1 protein-coding gene is annotated in these 3175 nt (G+C 65.8%); it reads right to left on the bottom strand.

The window, feature by feature from the left end; translation table 11 throughout:
- Nucleotides 1–3 precede the first annotated feature (3 nt).
- Nucleotides 4–3102: a glycosyltransferase gene (locus VGC77_RS17870; protein ID WP_331172914.1), complete on the bottom strand. Its 3099-nt coding sequence runs from the start codon at nt 3100–3102 to the stop codon at nt 4–6.
- Nucleotides 3103–3175: the final 73 nt, after the last annotated feature.

The raw sequence follows: 3175 nt of genomic DNA, 5'->3' as shown, positions 1-3175 counted from the left end.
GGCTCAGCTTTTCGGGGCAGGTGTTGCGGGCTGGCTGGGGGGCAGGGTGTAGGGTTTGTCGCAATCGAGTTCATGATTATACCAGCGGCTGCCGGCGTTCAAGGCGGGGTGGCCGAGCAGCAGGCTGGAGCGATCGAGCGGCAGCATTTTTCCGATCGGCGCGACGGTGCCGCGCAGATGCGGGGTGATGGCGATCAACTGGCGGCGCAGATGGGCGTGCAGCGCCAGCGTCACCATCAACTGGTCGGGGCCGGTGTTGCCGGCGAGGCTGGATTTCGCCTCGCGCAGCGCCTGGCCGCGCAGCAGCAGATTGACCGGGGCTGCGACGTCGACGCAGCGCTGGCACCACATCTGTCCGTGATAGCCGCCGGCGGCGAGCTGCTGGCCGGCATAGGGATCGAGGATGGCGCCGCCCGGCAGCAGCATGCCGCCGGACCAGCGCAGGGTGCTGCCGTCCCGATCGAGCAGCAGGCCGCTGACCGCGATGATCCTTGGATCCAGCCAGGCCACCGCCGACAGTTCGAGCAGCGCGGCCGGGTCCTGCGGCGCCAGCAGGATCGCCAGCCAGTCGACCTCGGGCTCCTCGGCCGCCGCCACCAGCCCGGCGATGTCGAGGCCGCCGTCACCCCACACCTTGTCGGCGTCGAACACCCGAAGCTGCGGCACCGGCTGTTTGGCGCGCAGCCGCCACATGCCGCTGCTGCTCTCCAGCGCGTTCGGTTCCACCGCGAGAACCTGCTGCAGGTCGCGGCTGCGCAGCAGCCGGTCCAGCACGAAGCTCTGCGACTGCACCGTTCCCGGCTTGGTGCCGGTGGCCTGCGAGGCGGTCGAGCCCGGATTGATCCGCCAGGCATAGATCAGTTCGCGGACATGCACCGGCTCCTGGCCTTCGGCCATGGCGCGGGTCAGGGTGTCGTAATCGTGGCACCAGGTGGCGCGGGGATCGCGATAGGCGTCGATCGCCTTGAGAAAGTCGGCCCGGATCGCCATCAGATGCGCCGGATAGCAGCAATTGGTCAGCAGCACCGGGTCGAAATCCGGCTTGAAGAACGGCGCGAAGCGTCGCGAGGTGACGTCGGATTTGTATTCGTCGGAATAGAACAGCTTGGCGTCGGGATGCTGCTCGATGGCGAAGGCCAGCATCTGCAGCGCGTCGGCGCTGAGGAAATCGTCGGCGTCCATCGCCACGAAGAAGTCGCCGGTCATGGTCTCCAGCAGCTTGAGATTGGCGCCGCTGATGCCGATGTTCTGCTCGAGGCGGACGATGGTGGCATGGCCGGCGCCGGCGATCTTCGCCAGCCAGGCCAGCGTCTCCGGATTCGACGAGCCGTTGTCGACGATCACCAGTTCGCGGTTGGCGTAGGTCTGCATCAGCACCGAGGTGTACATCTCGTGCAGCAGCGGCTTCGACTGGTTGTACACCGAGACGCAGACCGAGAGCTTGAAGCGTCCCTGCGGCAGCAGGGTCGAGGCGCGGCGCGCGATCCTGCGGTCGAGCCAGGCGCCGAAATGCACCACCGAACGGTCCGGCTTCAGCAGCAGGCGGAAGTTCGGATCGGAGGGGTCGAACCATTTGCTGAAATACGGGTCGGCGATGTCGGGGTGCTTGGCGAACAGCCGTTCCTGTTCGACGGCGTTGGTGCCGACCTTGGTGGCGCCCTCGTAGTGAAACACCTCGATCGCCGGATCGACCACCGAGCTGTAGCCCTGCTGGCGCAGCTTCAGCCCGAAATCGACGTCGTTGTAGTTCAGCGGCAGATCTTCGGCAAAGCCGCCGACGGCGTCATAGACCGCCTTTTTGACGATCAGCATGGCGCCGCCGATCACGAAGGCTTCGCGGCGGCAGCGCAGCATCGCCTGATGGCCGCCGAAGCTGCGCGAGCGGTGCTGCCCGGCATGCGCCGGCCCGAGGTCGCCCAGCAGCACCACGCCGTTTTGCTGGATGGTCTCGTTCTCGTACAGGCACAACGGACCGATCGCGCCGACCTTGGGATTGTGCGCCAGATAGCTGACCAGCTGCTCACCGCCCTTGGCGGTGATCGCGGCGACGTCGTCGTTGAGCAGGCACAGATAGTCGCCGCGGGCGCGGCTGACGCCGAGGTTGAGCTTTTGCGAAAAGTTGAAAGCCGGCGCCGCATAATGCACCAGCACCAGATTGGGCACCGCCTGTAGCGCGCGCAGCTGCTGCGGGCTGAGGTCGCCATTGTGGACGACGATATATTCCCGGTTCGGATAGAACGTCTTGCTCTCGAAACTGCGGATGCAGTTGAGCACCAGATCGATCTGCCGGCCGCGCACCTTGCGCGAGCCGCCGCCGGTCGGGATCACATAGGACAATAGCGGCGGCGGCGAGGCCAGCGGATAGCGGATCCGCCAATATCCCGCGCCCCATCCCGGCTCGACTTCGGCCTGCGGCGACTTCTGCCGGGCGTAATCCAGCACGGCCTGGCGCTGGCGCTCGATGGCATAGTGCTTGGCGTCGAGGCTGGTGGCCGACGATCCCGGAATCATCCGCCACAGATAGCCGAAGATCGGCAGATGCCGCACCTTGGGATCCGCCAGCGAGGCGCGCAGCGCCAGATCGTAATCCTGGGTGCCGTCGAATTCCGAGCGAAAGCCGCCCAGGCCGCGCAGAAACCCGATCTCATAGACCGACAGATGGCCCAGGCACATGGTGTTCTCGAGATAGGCCGGCGACCAGTCCGGCTTGACCCAGAACTGCTCCAGCTTGCCGTCATCGCCGAGCTTGCATTCGTCGGTGTAGAACAGCTGGGTATCGGGCCGCAGCTGCCAGTCGCGGTAGATCTCCAGCAAGGCGTCGCGCGCCACGAGATCGTCATGATCGACCAGCGCGGCATGGCTGCCGCGCGCCGCCGCCAGCGCCGCATTGCTGGCGCCCGCAATCCCCAGATTGACCGGGTTGACGATCACCCGCACCCGCGGGTCGGCCAGCGCCAATTGCCGCAAGGTGATGATCGTCGCCGGATTCGACGAGCCGTCGTCGACCACCACCCATTCCCAGTTCGGATAGCGCTGGTTCACCAGGGTCTGAAACAGCTCGCGCAAATAACGCGGCTCGGTGTTGTAGGTCGGCGTCAGCACCGAAACCAGAAAACCTGCGTCCGAAATCCCAAGATGCGGCTCCGAACCTTCCGGATTGCATAGATCCGATAAT

The organism is Rhodopseudomonas sp. (assembly GCF_036404135.1).
Taxonomy (GTDB): Bacteria; Pseudomonadota; Alphaproteobacteria; order Rhizobiales; family Xanthobacteraceae; genus Rhodopseudomonas_A.
Note: the sequence above shows the minus strand (reverse complement) of the source record. Positions and strands in the feature narration are given on the sequence as shown.